This is a genomic window from Streptomyces sp. NPDC028419 (genome assembly GCF_055565515.1).
Window position 1 is genome coordinate 1 of the sequence record NZ_JBVHUE010000029.1, and the last position, 19,364, is coordinate 19,364.

Annotated in this window: 17 protein-coding genes and 2 pseudogenes; 4 read left to right on the forward strand and 15 right to left on the reverse strand. The window is 70.8% G+C overall.

Going from position 1 to position 19,364, the window contains the following annotated elements; genetic code table 11:
- The first annotated feature begins 635 nt into the window (after positions 1-635).
- Together ACZ4UB_RS28755 and ACZ4UB_RS28760 are read left to right on the forward strand one after the other, a co-directional pair.
- The gene (locus tag ACZ4UB_RS28755; protein ID WP_468074516.1) at positions 636-1,016 is read left to right on the forward strand and encodes a hypothetical protein; all 381 of its coding nucleotides are present in this window, start codon (positions 636-638) and stop codon (positions 1,014-1,016) included.
- A gap of 14 nt (positions 1,017-1,030) precedes the next feature.
- On the forward strand, positions 1,031-3,547 hold the full coding sequence (locus tag ACZ4UB_RS28760) for a helicase associated domain-containing protein (RefSeq protein WP_468074518.1): 2,517 nt from the start codon (positions 1,031-1,033) through the stop codon (positions 3,545-3,547).
- A gap of 552 nt (positions 3,548-4,099) precedes the next feature.
- Here ACZ4UB_RS28760 and ACZ4UB_RS28765 read toward each other — a convergent pair.
- The 6 genes from ACZ4UB_RS28765 to ACZ4UB_RS28790 form a co-directional block, all read right to left on the reverse strand.
- Entirely contained in the window at positions 4,100-4,252 is a 153-nt protein-coding gene (locus tag ACZ4UB_RS28765; protein ID WP_468074520.1) for a hypothetical protein, read from the reverse strand.
- Positions 4,215-4,505, reverse strand: coding sequence for a hypothetical protein (locus ACZ4UB_RS28770; protein ID WP_468074522.1), 291 nt, complete (start codon positions 4,503-4,505; stop codon positions 4,215-4,217). Before ACZ4UB_RS28770 ends, ACZ4UB_RS28765 begins: the two co-directional genes overlap by 38 nt.
- Positions 4,506-4,538: 33 nt before the next feature.
- Positions 4,539-4,898, reverse strand: a complete 360-nt coding sequence (locus ACZ4UB_RS28775; protein ID WP_468074524.1) for a hypothetical protein — start codon at positions 4,896-4,898, stop codon at positions 4,539-4,541.
- 176 nt (positions 4,899-5,074) lie between these two features.
- A complete protein-coding gene (locus tag ACZ4UB_RS28780; protein ID WP_468074525.1) occupies positions 5,075-6,256 on the reverse strand; it encodes a hypothetical protein in 1,182 nt (393 codons plus the stop codon).
- 25 nt (positions 6,257-6,281) lie between these two features.
- Entirely contained in the window at positions 6,282-6,641 is a 360-nt protein-coding gene (locus tag ACZ4UB_RS28785; RefSeq protein ID WP_468074527.1) for a hypothetical protein, read from the reverse strand.
- A gap of 923 nt (positions 6,642-7,564) precedes the next feature.
- On the reverse strand, positions 7,565-11,014 hold the full coding sequence (locus tag ACZ4UB_RS28790; RefSeq protein ID WP_468074529.1) for an NB-ARC domain-containing protein: 3,450 nt from the start codon (positions 11,012-11,014) through the stop codon (positions 7,565-7,567).
- 208 nt (positions 11,015-11,222) lie between these two features.
- Here ACZ4UB_RS28790 and ACZ4UB_RS28795 point away from each other — a divergent pair.
- Positions 11,223-11,453 (forward strand): annotated as a pseudogene (locus ACZ4UB_RS28795) (IS5/IS1182 family transposase); the annotation flags it as partial.
- 9 nt (positions 11,454-11,462) lie between these two features.
- Here the strand turns inward: ACZ4UB_RS28795 and ACZ4UB_RS28800 are convergent.
- Positions 11,463-11,867, reverse strand: a complete 405-nt coding sequence (locus ACZ4UB_RS28800; protein WP_468074531.1) for a hypothetical protein — start codon at positions 11,865-11,867, stop codon at positions 11,463-11,465.
- Positions 11,864-12,787, reverse strand: coding sequence for a hypothetical protein (locus ACZ4UB_RS28805; protein WP_468074533.1), 924 nt, complete (start codon positions 12,785-12,787; stop codon positions 11,864-11,866). The genes ACZ4UB_RS28800 and ACZ4UB_RS28805 overlap by 4 nt, the downstream gene beginning before the upstream one ends.
- Positions 12,788-13,447: 660 nt before the next feature.
- Here ACZ4UB_RS28805 and ACZ4UB_RS28810 point away from each other — a divergent pair.
- Positions 13,448-13,921: a hypothetical protein gene (locus ACZ4UB_RS28810; RefSeq protein WP_468074535.1), complete on the forward strand. Its 474-nt coding sequence runs from the start codon at positions 13,448-13,450 to the stop codon at positions 13,919-13,921.
- Between the two features lie 209 nt (positions 13,922-14,130).
- Here ACZ4UB_RS28810 and ACZ4UB_RS28815 read toward each other — a convergent pair whose 3' ends face one another.
- From ACZ4UB_RS28815 to ACZ4UB_RS28845, 7 genes and pseudogenes are all read right to left on the reverse strand, one after another.
- Positions 14,131-14,523, reverse strand: a complete 393-nt coding sequence (locus ACZ4UB_RS28815; RefSeq protein WP_468074537.1) for a hypothetical protein — start codon at positions 14,521-14,523, stop codon at positions 14,131-14,133.
- Between the two features lie 162 nt (positions 14,524-14,685).
- Positions 14,686-15,024, reverse strand: a complete 339-nt coding sequence (locus tag ACZ4UB_RS28820) for a YidB family protein (protein ID WP_468074539.1) — start codon at positions 15,022-15,024, stop codon at positions 14,686-14,688.
- Complete coding sequence (locus ACZ4UB_RS28825; RefSeq protein ID WP_468074541.1) at positions 15,021-15,395, reverse strand: RNA recognition motif domain-containing protein; 375 nt, start codon at positions 15,393-15,395, stop codon at positions 15,021-15,023. Before ACZ4UB_RS28825 ends, ACZ4UB_RS28820 begins: the two co-directional genes overlap by 4 nt.
- 91 nt (positions 15,396-15,486) lie before the next feature.
- Positions 15,487-15,948 (reverse strand): hypothetical protein, encoded by a 462-nt coding sequence (locus ACZ4UB_RS28830; protein WP_468074543.1) that lies wholly within the window; start codon positions 15,946-15,948, stop codon positions 15,487-15,489.
- Positions 15,949-16,147: 199 nt separating this feature from the next.
- Entirely contained in the window at positions 16,148-16,309 is a 162-nt protein-coding gene (locus tag ACZ4UB_RS28835) for a DUF6009 family protein (RefSeq protein WP_468074545.1), read from the reverse strand.
- A gap of 1,281 nt (positions 16,310-17,590) precedes the next feature.
- Positions 17,591-17,884: pseudogene (locus ACZ4UB_RS28840) on the reverse strand (transposase); the annotation flags it as partial.
- Positions 17,885-17,966: 82 nt separating this feature from the next.
- Positions 17,967-19,298 (reverse strand): alpha/beta hydrolase, encoded by a 1,332-nt coding sequence (locus tag ACZ4UB_RS28845; RefSeq protein WP_468074547.1) that lies wholly within the window; start codon positions 19,296-19,298, stop codon positions 17,967-17,969.
- Positions 19,299-19,364: the final 66 nt, after the last annotated feature.

The following is a 19,364-nucleotide window of genomic DNA, read 5'->3' on the forward strand; positions in this document are numbered from 1 at the left end:
CCCCGCGGAGCGGGTACCTGAGCGCTGCGCGCTCAGGACTGAACGGCCTCGCTGCGCTCGGCCGAGGCCCTTCGGGCCCGGCTCGCCGCTTCGCTGCGAGCCATGGCCGGCCCTTCGGGCCGGGGTCCTGCGCTTCGCTTCGGACTGCCCGGGTTTCGCTGCGCTCCACCCGGGCGGGCCCGCTTCGCGGTCCCTTCGGTCTACCGCGCTTCGCGCTGGAGGTGACCCCGTCTCACGGAGTCCAGGCCTTCGGCCTGTTGGGTGTCCGCTTCGCTCCCACCCCGGACCTTTCGGCTTCGCCTCCAGGTCCAGGGCCCGCTTCGCGGTCCCGGCTGGCAGCGGCGGGGGTGCGGGCTCGATCTCAGCCTGACGGCCCGTGGGGTACTCGGGAAGGGGTGGCGTTCCTCGGGATCGTCCCCGCGTGGGGGTGTCCTCCGGGTAGAGTCAGCCTACATCAGGTCGGATGTAGGCTGTGTAGTATCCCGTGAAACTGTTGGCTACCGGATCGGGTTGATTGATAGGCAGTATTCGGCCGGTGTCCCGATCGTGTGAATCTGATGCTGTGTGCCATCCCGGGGATTCTGCCAGTGCCCTGGAAGCTGTTGAATTCTTCTCTATCTGTCAGCGGGAGCGAAATGCAGAAGTCGATCGACTGGGGCAGTGACCGTAGCTTCAGCGTCTGGCGGTACGGCATCGGGCACTCCCAACTCCTGCTCGCGAGCCAGGAGACGGCCACGGAGGCCGGTCTGGGAGTCCACTTCGAGGCCGTGGAGTACATGCGGCTCATCCGGTCCTTCAGGAGCCTGCGCATCAGCATCGCCGATGAGCAGCAGGTACACGAGGTCAAGGCCTCCGGCGCCTTGGTCCCCCCGTCTGGTGGGCTACTTGTGCTGGCCCTGCATCACGACAGCGGCGTGGGTCTGGTCGCCTGCTCCCGGCTGCGGATCGGGTCCTTCACCGGCCAGCCCACCAGCGACTTCGACATCGTCCAGCTTCACGCCACAGCCACCCGGTGACCATGAAGCCCCCGATGCCGAACCAGACCCCCGTCACCCTGCGCCCGCACCAGGAAGAGGCGGTGGAGGCAATCGTCCGCGGGCTCGAAGTCCGCCCCGGGAAGCGTCTTCCGAAGGCCGGTCTACGGGCAACGGTGGTCGCGGCGTGCGGGACGGGGAAGACGTTCATCGCCGCGGCGGCCGCGCTCCGGCTGGCACGGGGCGGGCGGGTCCTGGTGCTGCTGCCCACCCTGGATCTGCTGACCCAGACGGCACGGCAGTGGCGCACCGCCGGCCACCACGGCCCGGCGGTCGCGGTGTGCTCGCTGGAGGACAACGTCCAGCTCTACGGCCTTCAAGTCCGTACGACGACGTCGGCACCGCAGTTGGGGCTGTGGCACGGGGAAGGCCCGGTCACCGTGTACGCGACGTACGCCTCCCTGCCCGTCATCGCCGAAGCCCACGGCGGCCAGTACGGGATCCCGATGGCCCCCTTCGACCTGGTCGTCGTCGACGAAGCGCACCGGACCTCGGGGTCGGCGGGCAAGGCGTGGGCGGAGGTCCACCGCCAGGAGGTCATCCCCGCACGGCGCCGGCTCTACATGACGGCCACTCCGAGGATCTGGGCCGAGCGGCTTCCCCGCACCCGGGCGCAGCGGAAGGCGGCCGAGGAGGAGCAGCGTTCCGCCGAGGAGAAGCGGCGCCTGGAGGCGGAGGCCGAAGGGCGGTTGTACGTCCCGGCCGGGCCGGCGTACGACCCGCTGCCCAAGGAGATGGCCTGCTCCATGGACGACCCGAAGGTGTTCGGGCCAGTCGTGTACGAGCTGTCGCTCGCGAACGCGGTCGCCCGGGGGCTCCTCGCGCGCTACCAGGTGGTCGTGGTCGAGCTCGTCGATCCCGTGGTGACTCCGAAGCGGCTCTACAGCGAGGAGCGCTGGGAGGAACGGCTGCGCGGCCAGCGCCTGGCCGCCGTGCAGACCGCCCTGCTGGAGACCATGGCCGCACACGGCCTGAACACCACGATCACCTTCCACCACCGCACCGTCGAGGCCCAGGCCTTCGCGGAAGGTCTGCCCCGCGTCGCCGCCCGGCTCCACGAAACGCACCCCGAAAAGCACCCCGAACACATCTGGACCGGGTGGCTGCGCGGCGAGCACGAGGCGGAGTACCGGGCTGATGTCCTCGCCGACTTCGGACGCCGGGCCGGGCGCGCGGTGCTCGCGAACTGCCGCGTCCTGGGCGAAGGCGTCGACATCCGGGCAGTGGACTCAGTAGCCCTGATCGACCCCAAGGGGTCCGCCGTCGACATCGTCCAAGCCATCGGGCGTGCGCTCCGGCAGAAGCCCGGAGAAGGGAAGATTGCAACCCTGATCGTGCCCGTTTTCCTGGCCAAGGAAGAAAAGCCCGAGGACCTTCTCTCTTCGAAATCATACGGGCCTTTGATTCGGGTATTGAATGGCCTTCGTGCGCATGATGAACGTGCGGTGGAATTGCTTGCAATTCCTCAGGCGAAGCAGAAGCGTACCGTTCAGCCGTCGCCGGTGATCGGCGACGGACCGGCTGATGGGGAGGAGGCGCGGCTTCTGCTCCGCTTCGCGGCACCGCGCGACCCAGCGCTGATCGCGAAGTGGATCGGCTACCAGGTCTTCAACACCGAGCGCCAGGACTGGCGCCGGGGCATCGAGGCCGCCTTCCGATACCGGGAACGCGAGAGCGACCTGGAGGTGCCGTACGGGCACTCCGAGGGTGCGTACCCGCTCGGACGGTGGCTGTCCGACCAGCGGCGCGCCTTCCGGGCCGGGACCATGACCGGCGAGCACGCGGGCGAGCTGGAGGAACTGGGGATCGTCTGGGACACCGCCGACCAGACCTTCGCCGAGAACCTCGCCGCCGCGAAGGCCTACTACGACCTCCACGGAACCCTGGCCACCCCGCGGCACGCCACCGCCCTCGACCGCCCGGTCGGGCAATGGCTGACCAACGTGCGCCGCCCCGGCGGACTCGGCAAAGACCCCGTACGCGCCCGCCGGCGGGCCGAAGCGCTCGCCGCGATCGACGAGGACTGGAACCCCGGCGCGCGCGGCTGGACGGTGGACTGGCAGCGCCACCTCGCCTACCTCGCCCAGCTCCTCGCCGACGGCGCCCGCCTGGCCGCGATCCTCCCCGGGGTCACCCGGCACGGCGAGGACATCGGACGCTGGCTCGCCACCCAACGCCGGAACTTCAGCCGGCTGACCGACGAGCAGCGCGAGCGGCTGGCCGAACTCGGCGTAAAGGGCCCCGCACGGGCCCGCAAGACCGCCGCGAAGACGCCTTCGACCTCCACGTCCAGGCGGGGCGCAGCAGCCTTCCAGGCCGGCATCCAGGCCCTCACCCAGTACCGCGAGCGAGAAGGCGGCGGTCTGCCGGGACGCGGGCACATCGAGCAGCTCCCCGACGGCACGGAGCACCGGACCGGGGTGTGGATCGTCAACCAGACACAACGCCGCGACCGCCTCAACCCGCAGCAGCGCGCTCAGCTCGCCGAACTCGGCGTCCACTGGGCACGGTAACCGGGCCGGCCGGGCACCGCAGCCTGCCGCGGCCAAACGGTCTAGCTTCCCGTGCGGGGCAAGGGGCGCCCGTCGAGGGTGGGGACAGGCCGACACGGGGTCTGCCGTCACATCGCCGAAGGAAAGCCATCCATGCGCGCCTTGAAAACCATCACCCTGGCCCAGGGGCTACTTCTTGCCGTAGCCGCCACGGCGGCCATGATCAGCCCTGCGGCCGCCTCCCCGGCGCCCGCGGCCGCACCGTGCCGCACGGACAGCGCGATCCCCTGCGTTCCCCGTGCGCAGTGCACGCGGTATTACGGCGAGTCCCCCACCGACATCGCCGAATACGGCGTCGTTCTCCCCTGCCTGAGGCTCGGCTACGTCCGCTGCCTGGACTCCCTCCTAGGCCCCCGCCTTTCCGAAGCACACATGTAGGACTCCTCAGCCCGAGGGCCGATGCGGCCCAGGCCGTCACCCGCCTCCGGACAACCCTCCACGAGGCGGGTGAACCGGCGAGAGCCCTGCATCGACGCACAGCTGCAGACAGGCAGCCCCGATCGGCCGTCCAGTTCACACACGCGGGTAGTCGTGGCCGGGCGGCGGGTACTCCTGGCCGGGGAGTTCGGCGGCGCCGTAGAGGACGATCCACTCGAACTCCGACAGCTCCCCGCCCTGCCCGAGGCCGTCATCGGCGGCTTCGTCGATCGCCTTCAACAGCCGCATCGACCGGCTCCCGGTCCGCCACGGCCCACGCCCAGGACGGCGGCGGCGTGGGGGTGTCCGGCGCCGGCTCGGCGGCCTGCGGAAGGTGCAGGGCGCCCGAGCACCACGCACCGCCCAGCACCACGGCCCCGGCCAGCAGGGTCAAGGCCAGGCCCACGACCTCGTACCCGGACCACTGCGCCCACCAGCCGGCCGTCGCCAGCGCGAGCCCCGCCAACGCGCTGCCACCGGCCCGGCGCTGCCTGCCCGTCATCACCACCCGCGTCCCTCCCTCAGCTCTCTCCGGTCAGGCCCCGGGCCCGGTGCCCGCCTCACGGGCGGGCGTGCCGCTGGACTTCTCCGAGGGTGCCACCAGCGGCCCGGCCACAGGCGGGGCGGGCTCCGGCCGCCACACGGCGCCCCGGCACAAGGTGGCCACACCCGCCGTGCCGCCGAGCACCGACAGGACGAAGTCCGCCTGCACCAGACCCAGGTGGCCCGCCCGCAAGGCGGCCGCGAGCAGCGCGCCGGTCAGCAGCAGGCCCTTGATGCCGATCCGGTCCCGACCGGACAGCGCCCACCAGGCCGCCCGTACCCGGTCCGCGCGCTCCCGGACGCCCCACCCTGCACGTTCGAGGGGAGTTCTGGCCGTCACCGTGCGCGGCATGTCCCCTTGACGCGCGAGGCGACCTGCCGGTGGGCGGGCACCGCGGCCTCGGCCGGAGCGGCCTGTCCCGGCGCCGCCCCGCCGGACATCGAGGTGGAGCGTCGCCGGGCCGCGCCCGGGGACACCCGCACCCGGGAGACCGGTCCCGGTGGCGGCGTGGTCAGGGCATGGTGTGTCTACTCGACCAGGCGTCCCACCAGCGCGGAGTCCGGACCCTGCTTCCAGGAGGTGCCCGTGCCCAGACGGGCCAGGTGCGCGCCGAGGACCTTTTGGCCCTGGCTGTCGCCGAGCTGCTGCATGCGAGCGGCCAGCAGTGGCCACCGACGGGCGCCGATGCGGAGGCCCGCCTCGTGCTCGGGCAGCACGTCCCTGACCATCGACACCATCCCCGCATGCGCGGCCGGCTCCACGCCGAGCTGTTCCAGCGCTTTCGCCCTGTCCCCCAGATCCAGGTCCAGAGGGACCTTCAGGCCCTCGGTCAAGGGCCCCCAGGAGCGGCGCGCGTCCTCACTCACCGCCACCGTCGGAGCCGGCCCTGGAGCAGGCGCTGGAGCAGGGGCCGGGGCCGGGGCGGCAGCAGCAGGGGCGGGGGCGGGCGGCGCCCACGGGTCGAAGTCCGCTCGCACCGGCGCCACGGCAGCGGGCACGGTGCCCGGAACGGGGGCCGGGGCGAGGACTCGGGCATCGGCCGAAGCCGGAGCGGCGGTGGAGGTACGGGCAGGAGCGGCGGTCGCCGCCGGTGCGGACGCGGGTGCCTTGGCGGCGGCCGCGGTGGTGACGGCGGCGACGGCCTGGTCGACCCCGGCTCCGGCGGCGTGCGCGTCGAGGAGGATCCGGGCGACGTCCACGCCGCGGGCGTCGAGCAGGCCCATCGCGGCCGCGATGTCCGGCCAGGCCGGGGAGGCGAGGATCGCGTCGCGCACCAGGCCCTCCGACATCGTCGCCTTCAGGAGATCGGCCCACCGGTCTGTGCCCTCCACCTTCGTCCGGGCCGCGTTCGCCACCACGGCTTGGTGAACCCCGGCCGTCATGCGACCCATCTGCGGCAGAAACGTGGCGAGGTCGACACCGACCTGCTGGAGCCCGACGAGCTGGCGGGCCATCACCGGCCAGTCCGCGCCCCGCATCAGCTCGGCCAGGATGTCGTCGCCGAGGACACCGCGCAGCTGGTCGACCGACCAGCCCGACGCCATCTTCTCCGCGTCCTCGCCGAGCTCCTCCTTGCCCGTCAGGCGCTTCTGGGTGGCGCGGCGGACCGCGTCAGTGATGGCCATCACCAGCCGGTAAGCCGCCGCCGCGGACTGCGCGGCTTCCCCGAGGGCTTCGGAGAACGGCTCGGGCTGGGGCGGGTACGTCATCGACAGGAAGCTCCCTCGGTCACGGTCAGCGCGTACGGAAGGGGCCCGGCCGTCCGGGATCCGGGCGCGGCCGGACCGATACACCGGCAACGGGTGTGGTGGTCGGCAGGCCACGGCCCGGCGTCCGCGCGGTACGCGCGGTGCGCGGCTTCGTCCCCGGGGGCAGGTTGCCGGTCAGGCCGGCTGCCTCCCGCAGCAACACCGCCGCCCCCGAGGCGGCCATCGCCTGCGCGCGGAAGGCCTGCCCCCGGTGCCACACAGCGGCGGCCTCCACCGCCTCCGCGAGCGCCAGGAGCAGCGTCAGCACCACCGCGGCGCCGCCGCCCCGTGCCGCGCGCGGGGCCCTCTCCAGGGCCCGGGCCAAGGCACGCCAGCCCGCACGCACCCGGCCCTCCAGACAGCGGGCGCCGGGGGCGCGGCCGGCCTACTCGAACGCGTCGGCCGCCGCCTGCACACGGTCACGGACCAGGGCCGGAGAGTGCACCGCGGCCACCGCCAAGGGATCACCGAGCACCGCGACATCGCCCGCGGGGTCCTGCGGCGCCGTCGTCGATCCCGGCGAAACACCCAGCCTCTTCCCCAGCCGTCGACAGCACGGACTCCAGGGGGAGTGTGACACCACAGCCCAGCAAACTGGCCGTGCCCGTGACGTGAAGTCAGGGCACGGCCAGTTCCGGTGCCGGTGCCAGCGGGCCCGGATGAGGCTCACCGGCGATGGGTTCCGGCTACTTCCACACCTGGTAGTCGCTGCCGTTGCAGGGTTCCCTGTCAAGTCCTTGTGTTCAGGTTCAAGGTCACGCGTAGGTGGCCTCCGGGAACCGGCTGCTGTGCCACGGGGGCGGTCCTGCTTGCCGTAAGAGCTGACTCACCGCGCCAAAGTAAAGCAGCGCGGGGTTAAAGGCGGACATCATCGGTCTCGCTGGGGAGGATCTGGGGAGTCCGGGAGGCCGTGGGGCGCCTCTGGGGAGAATCGGCCGCATAACTCAGCGCGATCCCGAAAGACACTGAAAGACTCATCCGCGCAGATCAGAGGCGGGGACTCCCATATCGATGCAGGTCAGCGCCCCCAGTTACACGACTTCATAACGACCCTCACCATGTTGGACGCGCGGGCGCGTCACCTCGTGCGCGGGACTCCGATCGGTTCCGTCGCTTTCTGTACTTGGTTCCATGCGCATTCTCCGTTGTCAGTGCCCGGCCTCGGTTGTCCGGCACAGGTGGCGAGGTTCCCGCGACTTCGCGTGTGTCCAGCTTGGTGCCGCCCTCCATCTTCCCCCGCGAGGGCAGAGTCCCTGGCCGGTTTCGGGGTCAGACGAGCAGGCCAAAGACATAGAAGTTCTGTCGGCTGGTGACGACGAGGTCGCCGTCCTGGCCCCAGGCACAGTTCGTGCACGGCTCGTCGATCCGGTCGAAGGCGGCGACGATGTGATGCTGGGCGTCCCAGATGCGTACGGTGCCGTGGTCGTCGGTGGAGGCGATCCAGCGGTCGTCCGGGGAGACGGCGACCGACTGCACCCTGCCGGGGTGGCCCCGGAGTACGGCGGTGCAGGTTCCTGTCGCTCGGTCCCAGATCCGTACCGTGCGGTCGAGGGAACCGGAGGCGAGCCATGTTCCGTCGGCGGCGACGGCCACCGCGCTTCCGGCGTCTTCGTGACCTGTGAGCGTCATCGTGCACTGCCCGGTCGACAGGTCCCAGACCCGGATCGCCGCGTCGGTGCCGCTCCCGGCCAGCCAGCCGCCGTCCGGGGCGACGGCGAGGGCACTCACTCTGCCCTCGGGGGCGGCGAGTTGGGTGGTGCAGGTGCCGGTGGCACGGTCCCAGAGACGTACGACACGGTCGTCGCCTCCGGAGGCGAGCCAGGTGCCGTCCGGTGCGACGGCCACGGCGCGCAGGGTGTGGAGATGGCCTTCGAGGCGGGCGAGTGTGTCCCCGGTGAAGCGGTGCAGGAGCACCACGGCCAGGCTCTCGTCGACCACGGCGATCCAGGAGTCGTCGGGTGCGACGACCACGTCGAGGACCGAGCCGGTGAGGCCGGGGTACCGCGTCAGGCGCTCTCCCGTGCGCCGGTCCCACCGGGCCATAGCGCCGTTCGTGCCCACCGTGACGAACCAGGAGCCGTCCGATGCGAAGGCCGCCGCGAGCGGCCAGCTCGCGCCCTCGGTGTTCTGGCCGGGGGTTCTGCGCACGGCGGCGGCCCGGTCCCAGATCCGTACCGCGTCGTCCACTCCGGCGGTGGCGAGCCAGGAGCCGTCGGGGCTGATCGCGACCGCCTTCGCCGGCCAGGCGGCCGGAGGGAGCTCTGCGATCTGGGCCCCGGTGCGGAGGTCCCACAGGAGCGCTTCCCGGCTGCCTCCGGTGGTTGCGAGCCAGCTGCCGTCCGGGGCGAGGGCCATCGACGTCACCGGTCCGGTGTCGAGGTCGGGGTCCGGGCCGTCCCCGGAGCGCTGCAGCCGGATGCGCCGCACCCCGTGGTGGCCGCCCGAAGCGAGCCAGGAACCGTCGGGGGCCAGGGCGAGGAGACCGGCCGTCGGCCGGTGGTCGGTGAGGATGCCGAGGAGATCTCCCGTGCCTGGGTCCCAGCGGCGTACGGTCCCCTCCGAACCGGCGGTGGCGAGCCACGCCCCGTCCGGGGCGACGGACATCGCGGAGATATAGCCCTGATGACCGTCGGCGAATGTCCTGCACTCGCCGGTGGATGGGGTCCAGAGTCGTACCCGTTTGTCGTCGCCGCTCGTTGCGATCCAGGTGCCGTCCGGGGAGATCGCGAGACATGTGGCCCGGTGAGTTCCGGTGAGTTCGGCGGTGAGGGCGCCGGCCGCACGGTCCCAGATCCGTACGGTCGAGTCGTTCTCCGCGGTAGCGAGCCAGGTGCCGTCCGGGGAGATCGCGAGGGCCTCCACCGCGCTGGTGCAACCGGTGATTTTGACGGTGCAGGCGCCGGAGGCGCGGTCCCAGATCCGTACGGTCCGGTCCCCTCCGCCGGTGGCGAGCCAACTGCCGTCCGGGGCGACGGCCAGGGCCCTGACTTGCGCGGTGTGCCCGGTGAGAGTCCGGACCAGGGCGGTCTCCGGCGGGCCGAGGTGGCTCAGGCGGTTGACGAGGACGGGCCGGGTCGCGGGATCGTCGCGGCGGGCCAGGACCTGGGGGCGCCAGTGGGGGTCGGCCTCGAGATGCCGGTGGAGGATGCCGACGACCGAGTGGGGCGGGTCGGTCGGTGCGAGCGCGTGGGCGATGCGGGCGAGGGTGCGGGCCAGCGCTCCGGCCTGTTCAGTCCCGATCCGGTCCAGGTCGCTCCACGGTGCCGTCGGCCCGCGCTCCAGGAGACGCATCTCCACCCACCGGACGTCGCCCGCCACCGCCTCCGCCGTCGCCGTCCGCCCGGCGTCGACCAGGTGGGCTATGAGGTGGGCACGGATGTACGGTTCGTCCGTCTCCCACCACTCGGCGTCCCCTTCCGGTGCGATCGCGTCGACGAGCGCGGCGTTGGTACGGCGGATACCGTCCTCCGCCAGCTCACCGCGCAGATAGTCCCGTACGACGTCGTGGAGGGTAATCCGTCCGCCGTCCGCCGGGTCCAGGCCGACCAGGGACAGACCGGCCAGCTCCGCGCACAGGGCCCGCGCCCGGTGCTCCGGGAGGCCGCCGGTGGCGGACCAGAACCGGACGGCGAGGCGGATCGGGACCGGTTCGTCCTCCGCGAAGACGCAGAGCTCGGCGAGGCGTTGTGCACCCTCACCCGGCAGCAGCGTGGTCGCCGCCTCGATCGACGCCGTGACGGCGCGGCTCCGCAGCCTGGGATCGTCCAGGTCCCACGCCGCACCGACGTCGTCCACGGCTCCCGGCCCCGCCTCCCGTAACCGGCGCAGCAGCGCCTCGGCCGCGGCGACTGGCTCCGCGCCCGTCGCGAGCTGCCTGGCGAGCACACCGTTCGCGAGGCGCAGCAGCAGCGCCCATCTGCCGGTGGCCCGGACCAGTCCGGTGATCACCGGTTCCGGCAGTGGCGGCAGCCCTCGCCCAAGTACGGTGCGGGCCTGCTCCACAGACATCGCGTCCACCCGGATACGTTCCGCATCCGGCGGGAGCAGCCCGGGGTTGCGGGTAGTGACCAGGCGGACGCAGTTCTGTCCGCCGTGAAGGAAGGGCGCGAGCTGGTCGCCGTCCCACACGTCGTCGAGGACGAGCAACGTGCGCGGACGCTGGTCGAGGAGACGCCCCAGGTGGGCGCCGGCGAGGCCCGGGTCGTCGCCGAACTCGGCCGTGTCGCCCGTGATGTACCGCGTCACCGCCGCGACCTTGGCGGCGATCGCGGCGCGGCCCCGTACGTCACGTCCGATCGTCACGAAGTGGACGCGTTCCCGGAACCTCTTCCGAACGGCCGGATCCGCGCAGACGGCCTCCGCGAGAGTCGTCTTCCCGAAGCCGCCCGCACCCCACAGGGACGTCGTGACGCCGACCGTCCGCCGCCCTCCGCAAACCGCGGCGACCGCCGCGGCCGTCTGCTCCTCGCGCGGGACGAACCAGTCACCCAAGGCCGGCGCCGGGGGCACCGGCGGATCATGTTCTCCGGCCGGGGCCCGCCCCTGCCACCAGGCCACGCCCACGGCGACGGCCACCGCCGTCGCCCCGAGAACGCCCACGGATTCCCACGGCCGGGTCCGCAGCAGGTCCAGGACACCAGGCCACCGCTCCGTCGCCGTCGCCGCGTTCCCAGCCAGGGCCGCGAGCACGGCGAGCGCCGCCGTGGCACCGGCCAGCATCCCAAGGACCCCACCCCGACCTCGCACCGCGCACGCACCCCCCTGTTGATTCCACCCCTGAATCCTATGTCTCCGCACGGGACTTCACGGTGAGGAGTGGGGAGCTTGGCGTCTGCCACAACGCGATCAGTCGCATTCAAACGGGGGAATGTTCTTGAAGTCCTTGTCCGAGGGGTGGTCTGCCCTTCCGTACCACTCCGCCGCACACCGCCGGTGGCTCCGGGACCGCAGCATCGTCCCTCGCATCGCCCGGCCCGGCATCGAGAACGGCGAGCGCCTGGGCCGACACCGTTGGAAGATCGAGCGCACCATTGCCTGACTCTTCGGCTACCGCCGCCTCACCGTCCGACACGAACGGAAGGGAGATCACTTCCTCGCCTTCCTCGGCCTCGCGGCCGCCCTGACCTGCTACAAGAACCGCGCAAAACTTGCCACGTGAGATGACCTCTTAGTCGCCGGACGGGCGGAGCGGGATGACGTTGTCGGGGACAGGCTGGTCTTGGCCATCGGGTTGCCGGAGGATGAGAACGGCTGCCGCGAGGGCCATCTGCTCCGCTCGATGCCGGGACTGGGCCTCGGCGGCCCGGGAGTCCTTGAGAGCTTCCTTCAGGCGGACCACCTCTTTACGAAGCCGCCTTTCGACCTCCGGCGTCTGGTGCGTTGCCGTATGCACCCGCGCGTAGAACTCCTCCTTCAGGTCGGCGTGGCGCTTTTGCAGAGCCATGCGGTGGACGGCCTCTGCGGCGAGCGCGACCACCGTGAGGCTGCCGTTGGAGCAGGTGGGCTTGCCGGCCAGAAGGCAGTCCATGGCCGCGCGGATGCGGGAGCGTTCGTCCTCGTGCTGCTGGTTCATGCGATGGCCTCCTCGGCAGTCTGGGCGGCGGAGTCGTGGGCGTCGGCGAGAGCGCGGAAGCGGCCGGCGGTCAAGCGAAGCCGGTCGCCCAAGGGCTGTGGCATCAGGGCTGCCCTCGCATCGAGCCGATCAGCGTGGTCTCGCGCGGCCTGCGCGTGGCTGTCAGTGCGGATCGCGTTGCCGCAGCCGAGCTGGCAGGCGAACTGGTTGGGGGCCGTCGCCCCGGGATCCGGATCGCACAGGGCTGTGTCGTGCTTGAAGGCGCAGATGAGGAACGCGTCCGGATTGTCGAAGAGGACGAGGCCATCGCGTGCGAGGAACTTGGCGGCGGCCTTCGGGGTGGTCAGGGCGCCTTCGAAGGCGGGGATCGAGGTTGCTCCGACGAGAGCCCGCCGAGCAGCGGGCCCGGAGATCTTCTCGCCGGCCGCAGCGGCGTCGCGAAGCCGCGCTGCGGTCTGCGCCGCGGCAAGAGAAGTCTCGACGTCGAGCTCTCCGTGGAATCCCCGACGGGCGCGGCTGCCGTAGCCGGTGGACGTGCGGGTGTCCAGGGCGGTGCGCATGTGGCCGTACTGGATGGCGAGCGCCACCAGGCCGCCGGGCCGGCGGGCGATGTGCCAGGCGAGCGTGCGGCGCAGACGGCTCAGTCCAAGGTTGCTGTGCGGGTCTGGCGGTATCTGTTGGGCGGGCAGGCCCTGGGCGGTGGCCTCCTGGTTGATCCACGAGACGAGGGCCTCGACGCGCAGACCCAGACTGCTGCGCTTCAGCGCACCGTGGTGCTTGCGCTGGCTGACGACGTCATGATGGGTGGAGCTGAACAACAGCTCGCCCTCAAGGACGATCCGCTCCAGCACCCGGATGGCGTTCACCTCGCGGAACGGGTCAAGGGCAGGCGGTATCGGCGATGACGCGTCGGCAGGCACGGTATTCCAGGCAGGTCACGGGGCATCCAGAACTCCATGATCTTGGAAGACCGTGCCTATCCGCTTCCAGGGCCCACCGGTTGACAGATCGTCACGAACCCGACGACCTTCTACTCCGCCGAAGCCCCGGCGGCGGCGGGCTTTCTCGGAGCAGTCATCATCATCTGCAACCCGGTCACCTAGGATGACGTCCGATTTTGACCGACAGCTCTCCCGAAAGGAGTGGTGAGCCGGCATGCACAAGATCAGATGCGAGATCGACACCGAGTACCGCGACCCCGAGGCACTGGCCGATCTCGCCTGGCGCTGGCTCACGGAGTGCCCAGATCGCTTGGAGCACGAGACCTTCCAGGCAATCCTCGACTCCACCGAGCAGGTGGAGGAGTCGATCAAGAAGTCGGTGCAGTGCGGCCCACCCGGGTCGCTCTGGGGCTTCCTCCAGGCGGACATCGTCAGCGGCACCACCGGGCGGGTCACCAACCGGTCCCGGGTGCTGACCCGCAAGAACCTGCCGATGCTGCGCAAGTGGCTGGCCCTGGACGTGCAGCTGGTCGAGACCGCGGTCTACCGGCTGGACGATCACGGTATGCCCGGTGAGCAGCTCCTGCGGGTGGGCGTCGCGCGCGCGAGGACGGCTCCGAGGACTGGGTCAGGCTCAGCGTGCACACGCCCGAAGACCACTTCGGGCCGGCCGCCCAGGCACGCTGGACGGACCTGCTGCGGGACTTCTCGCAGGAGGTGGACCCGTGCTACGCCCAGATCGGCTACGGCCTCACGCTGGGCCGCACCGAGCACGAGGAGCGGGTCGGCCCGCCGCTACCCAAGTGGACGCTGCCGGAGTCACGGCGGCTGCTGCGCGGGTACGAGTGGCTGATGGTGATCCCGCGCGAGATCGCCCAGCGGCTCGGCGGCGACAGGATCGCCGCGGCCGGTAACTTCCACCGCGTCGAGACCCTGCGCGATGGCGCGGTACTGCTCCAGGTCACACCGGAGTTCGACGGCTTCACCGGCGAGGCGATCGAGCGGACGTGGCGGCTGCTGCGCCCCGCACTGAGGCCCGGGATGCCCAGGCGCTACCCGGACTCCGACCAGACCAGCCCGCCGAGCCGGATCTGGTACGCCGACGTCGTCTGACCCCGCACGGCCGGGGATCACGGGGCGTAGGACTCCATGTTCTGGAAGCGCCCCGTCCGAGACCGCTGTCGACCCGCCCGCCGCCGGACTCCGGACACCGCCTCGCCGCCGACCCCGGCCGAGCCTGCCGTCCCGCGACCGGATCGGCACCCGGACCGCCCGCTCGCAGCCGCGCCCCCACGCGCACCCGTCGTCCCGGTTCTCTTCGGTCAGGCGCCGGGCTCGTGCCCGCCTCGCGGGCGGGATGGCGCTGGACGTCCTCCGATGGCGCCACCAGCGGCCCGCCCTGAGGCGGGGGCGGGCTCCGGCCGCCACACGGCGCCCCGGTGCAAGGTGGCCACACCGGCCGTGCCGCCCAGCATCGACAGGACGAAGTCCGCCTGCACCAGAGCAAGGTGGCCCGCCCGCCAGGCGGCCGCGAGCAGCGCGCCGGTCAGCAGCGGGCCCTCGATGTCGATCCGGTCCCGGCCCGACAGCACCCACCAGATGCCCCGAACCCGGTCCGCGAACGCCCGAACGCCCCGTTGTCCGGGCGCGGGAGTCGCCCCTGTCACCGCGTGCGCCCCGCTGTCCTGTGCCAGCGAACCTTGATCGTGTGCCACCGAAGATTGATCGACCGCCCGGAACACCGCCCGGAACGAGGCAGCGTGGGTTCTGCGTAAGCCTTAAGACGCAGCTGTGGCCCGGCCGCCTTCCCCGTCGGGAGACCGCCGGGCCACAGTCTGGCTGTCCTGTTCGCCTATGCGCGCCGACGGTGCCGGGGTTCAGGCGCCGGCTTCCTCGACGGCGAACGCCCACAAAGCGTCGTCCTCGACCTCGTTGTCGGGCAGCTCCCCTTGAGGGCTCAGGCCGTCAACGAGCGCGGGAAGCTCCTGGGCGAGGTAGTCGGCGTACTCCTGAACCGAGAGGTTCAGCTCAGCCGCAAGATCGCTCAGTACCCCCTCGGGCAGGGCGCCGACGAGCTCCGTCCCGGTGAGCGGGAGATTGGTGACGTCCGGGCTCATCCAGGAGCCCACCTGGTCGGCATAGCCGTGATCAGCCAGGTGCACGAGGAGAACTTCCAGGTCGTCCGGGGCCTCTGCCCCCGTGTTGACGGCGGTCACTGGCTCGTCCCCTTCTCCGATGCTGCGCGGCCCAGTGCGCTCAGCCTGCTGCGCGCGTCTGCGGCTGTACCGGTTCGGCCGAGACGTCCGGCAGCAGCACCGGCAGCCTTCCCGGACAAAGTCTCTGGCGGATTCGCCTCGCTGACGCTGATGGTGCGCCGCTCGTGGATGATCCCGTGCAGTGCGGTGACGGCACCCTTCGCTTCCTCAGGGGTCGACATCTCCACAAAGCCGAAGCCCTTGCTCCGGCCACTGTGGAAATCACGGATCACCTTGACGAACGACACCTCTCCACACGGACTGAACAGCTCCCTCAAGCCATCGTCGTCAACGCTGTAGGACAGCCCTCCGACGTACAACCGTTTGTTCACCAAGGCTCCCGACCGATAGATCAACACCGATACACGCCGACCCTGTCCACACGACGGACAGGGCAAACCGCAGAGGGGAAACCGGACACCGTCAACCCGCGCCCTTGGCCGGTCCGGCGTGCTGCCGGAGCGCGGGTACCGCGGCTTCGGCCGGGGCCGGCTGTCCGGGAGCCCGGCCAGTGGGAGCGGTGGTGGAACGGGAGCGGGCCGCCGCCGCGGACACTCCCCTCGCCACGGCCGCACGCTCGGCGCTCTGCGCGCGGGCAGGAGCCTCGCCAAGAAGGTCCCGTGCGCCGGGCGCAGCGGCCCTCGCGAGTTCATCGAGGTCGATGGCCAGGTCCCACCGCACGCCCTGCGCGGCCGGGGCGGGCTCGGCGAGGGCCGTGTAGACCAGGGCTGACCGGCCGACGTCGCGCAGAGCCGCGACGTGTTCATCGGCCCACAGCTCGGGGAAGGCGGGGCCGGCCTGCTCCCGGAACACATGGTGGACGCGCTGCAGGGCGGAGGTGAGGGCGTTGATCTGCCCCCACTCCCGGTACGGGTGCAGGTTCACCCCGCAGGTCTGTGCCCGGTACAGAGCGGTCTCGATCGTGTCGATGCCCTTGCCCGGCGTGGCACCGGCCCTCGTGGATCGCGGCCATACCGCGCGCCTTGCGGGTCTCCACCCGCACGTACTCCCCGCCAACGGACGCAGTCCCCGCCCCGGCCAGCACGAGCTCCAGGTCGGCGACCGCGCTCACCACAGCCCCTCGTCAGTCCCCGGCCGGGTCCGGGCGAAGTCGGCGAACACGGCGCCCCAGCGCATTGGAAGGGCGGTCGAGGGACTGGCGGACGTGGTCCAGTTCGGTGACGTCCTCAAGCCAAACGAGGTCGACTTCGTGGTGGATCTCGTCGTCGGAGATGAGGGAGCTCACGCGTTCTCCTCCTCCGCCAGCAGGCCGATGCCGGGATAGTACTTCTTCGAGTTAGACAAGATCATTTCGCTGCGCTCCCACCCCGGTCGCTTCGCTTCGGACTGCTCCGGTTCCGCTTCGCTTCACCGGAGCTGACCTCGTTTCACTCGGTCGGCGCCTTCGGCGCGTTGGGTCTGCGGGCGCTTCGCACCCTTGATGAGCAGGTCCGCTTCGCCCCCCTGCCCGGGCTTTCCGGCTGTGCCTCCAAAACCCTCGGGCTGCTGATCAGGCTGGCTGAGGTGTGGGCGTGCGGTGGTGTCATAGATGGTAGGTCTCGTGATAAAGGCGCCAGTGCCACCAGCCTCCCCTGCGATGCGCTTGTCGGTAGGCGAACGGGTCAGGGAGGGTCCTGCGCCACAGTTCGTCATCCAGTTGTGCCAGCAGCGCCTCCAGGTCCCGGCGCGGACGCGGAGGAAGCCCATGCACAACCATCTCAAGCAGATCCCGTGCCACCGCAACGTTGTCCTGGAGCTCGTGTTCCTCACTGCCAGAGATGGACAGACGTAGATACAGGTACCTACCCGGAAGAGCGAGGAACTTGCGATAGGCATCGAGAGCCTGTCGCGTTGCACCAGGCCACAGTCCCTCGTCGTACGGGCGCCGGCACTCCTCGCGATGGATCGCAAAGACCGTCCCGGGAGAAAGACCGTCAATTCGAGTGGGCCAGGGCTGCAAGAACCGCTCGTCCCACCAAGGGCCGGCACCCGCGTACAGCTGCCGCGGTACCCCTCGTTGCGCGCGCAGCGCGCCAGGCCGCCTACGCGGCATAAGCCTTTCGGATAGCACTCATGAAACCGATCATCACATCACCACGAGGAGACGTCCAGAGCCCCCGGCCAGTCCAGTACTCAACCAACCTGCGCACCCCTTGCCCAGGTCAACGAACACCGCAGGTCAGACAACTAACGAGCCCCGACGCTGCGCAGATTCAGTGAGCCAACCCATCACCAAGCCCACTCACCCAAACTGCACAACCCCAGGTCAGAAGCATGACGGCTGCTCAGCTTCGCTGACCGCCGACATCGCCGCCCTCGCGAAGCTGGGCGTGGACTGGGCGTGAGCGCTCCCCGAACCGGAGCGGTATCCGAGGCCCCGGGCATAACACCCGGAGCCCTTCCCCGGCCCTCTGACACCGTGCCGGGATACCGCGCATCCCTGCCTCGGCACCCCACTCATCCGCGGCCACCACGGTCCCGAAGAGGGTCTGTCCAGTAGACGGTGTAACCGTGGTTGGTTTGTAGGTCAGATTCGGTTGTTGGTGAGGCGTCCGTCGAAGGCGATGTCGAAGGCCTGGAGGGCTAGCTTCCAGCGGGTGGTCCAGCGTTTGCGGCCGGCGCCGGTCGGGTCGAGGGACATCACCGCGAGGTAGACGCACTTCGTGGCGGCGTTCTCCGAAGGGAAGTGGCCGCGGGCCCTGACCGCCCGGCGGATCCTCGCGCTGACGGACTCGATCGCGTTCGTGGTGCAGACGATCCGGCGGATCTCGGCGTCGAACTGCAGGAACGGGACGAACTCGGCCCAAGCGTTCTCTAAGAGGTCGTCCTTGGCTGTACCTCGCGCAGGGCCCAGGCGGCTTCGCAGTATCGCCCGTCTACGCCGGTGGCGGGCTGCGACGTCTTCATTTGTGGTCGCGCATGAAGGTAGGGATCTCGTCGCGGGTCGGGTAGTTCGGCAGGGGTGCCGGCTTGTCCTGAAGGAACGCAGTGATGACGGCGGCGGCTCGGTCGTTGTTGTCGAGGCCGTTCCACATGTGGTGTCCGACTCCGGGCATGTACTGCGTGCGCTGGATGGCGGGGTCATTGGCGAGGACGGCGGTCGCCCATTGACGGACCTGGGAGGAGCATTCGGCGATCATGAGCATCGCGGGGGTCCGGGACTGCCTCAGTAGCGGTGCGATGGAGGGCGAGTCCTTGACTGTCTGCTGGACGCGGAGGCTGGCGGCGGGGCTGAAGGAGAAGTTCTGTGCGGTGTCCTCGCTGGGGATGCGGTGCGCGTCGCGCGCGCAGTAGGCGGATGCGGTGTCGCTGCCGAGGTCTGCGGCGGTGAAGGCGTTGTCGCCTTCGGCCTGTCCGATCAGTCCGGTGTCGGGGGTGAGGAGTCCGAGTCGCATGAGGCCGAATGCCACGGCGTACCGGGGGACGTGCGTCGATCGCGGTCCGGTCGGGTTCGGGGCGAGGCCTTGTGCGGATGCTCGGCCCTTGTGCCCGGTGATGTGTGCGGTGGGGCCGTCCATGGGCCCGGGCTCGGCGATGATCGCCCGGTGCAGACGTGTGGCGACGCCTGGGTCGGCCAGGGCTCGGGTGAGCACGACTCCGCCCCCGGAGAATCCGAGGATGTCGACCTTGCCCTTGTCCAGGCGGTCGACGAAGGCGGCGAGGTCACGGACCGCCCTGGAGATCGTGTACTGGTCCATGGGGAGCAGGTCGCTTCGTCCGCCGCCGGCCTGTTCGTAGGCGTAGACGTCGTAGCCCTGGCGTGCCAGGAGTCGCAGAAAGGTGTGGTCCTGCACCGAGATACCGCGGACGGGTCCTCCGTGGAGGTACACGAACGGGACCGAATGCCGGGGGCCGGGGTTCGCGGGCGGGTAGTGATACACCGCGACCCGGCTGCCCGTGGCCAGGTTCCAGTGCTGAGTGGACACGAACGGCAGCGCGGACGGGAACCGCCGGGCCGTCGGCACGGTCGGGATGCAGACCGCCGCCGTCAACGCCGCCGCTACGACCACCGGCAGGAACGGCACGAGCCGCGCCGGCCAGGTGCGGTGCCGACCCCGCCACAGCGCGAGGACAGTCCCGGTCCCGAGGGTCGTCAACCACGCGGCGAGCCCCGAACCCGCCCCGTCCGTGAGTGCGATCAGTAAGAGGAAGACGATGACCAGCGCCGCAACGGCGGCCAGGGCCAACAGCAGGCGTCCCGTGAAGCGGACGAGACGTATGGCGGACGTGGGCACGGCGGACCTCCGACAGTTTCAGAACGCTGTTTCAAAACGACGTTATCAGATGGGGGTAGGCTGCTG